This is a genomic window from Zoogloea sp. LCSB751 (genome assembly GCF_002028455.1).
GTDB lineage: Bacteria > Pseudomonadota > Gammaproteobacteria > Burkholderiales > Rhodocyclaceae > Zoogloea.
On sequence record NZ_MWUM01000368.1, the window covers coordinates 1 to 256 of the forward strand.

The 256-nt window shown below is 59.8% G+C and carries 1 protein-coding gene; it reads left to right on the top strand.

Annotated features, from left to right (window positions below; translation table 11 throughout):
- A partial coding sequence (locus B4920_RS26985) for a glycosyltransferase (protein WP_139379725.1) occupies positions 1–256 on the top strand: 256 nt, incomplete at both ends.

Below are 256 nucleotides of genomic sequence, written 5' to 3' on the forward strand. Positions count from 1 at the left end.
CATGGCCATGGGCGTCGTGCCCATTGTCCTGAACAACCCGGCGGAGCGAAACTTGGTGCAGCACATGGAAACCGGACTAATTGTGAACACTCCGGACGAATTTGCCGATGCCGTCGCCTGGATGTCTTCCCATGCGGAAGAATGTCGAGCCATGTCGATGCAGGCGGCCACCCAGACCCGCCAACGCTTTGCCATCGGCCACACGCTGGACCAACTGACCCGGCACTATCGCGCCGTACTCACCGAAGACAAAGGT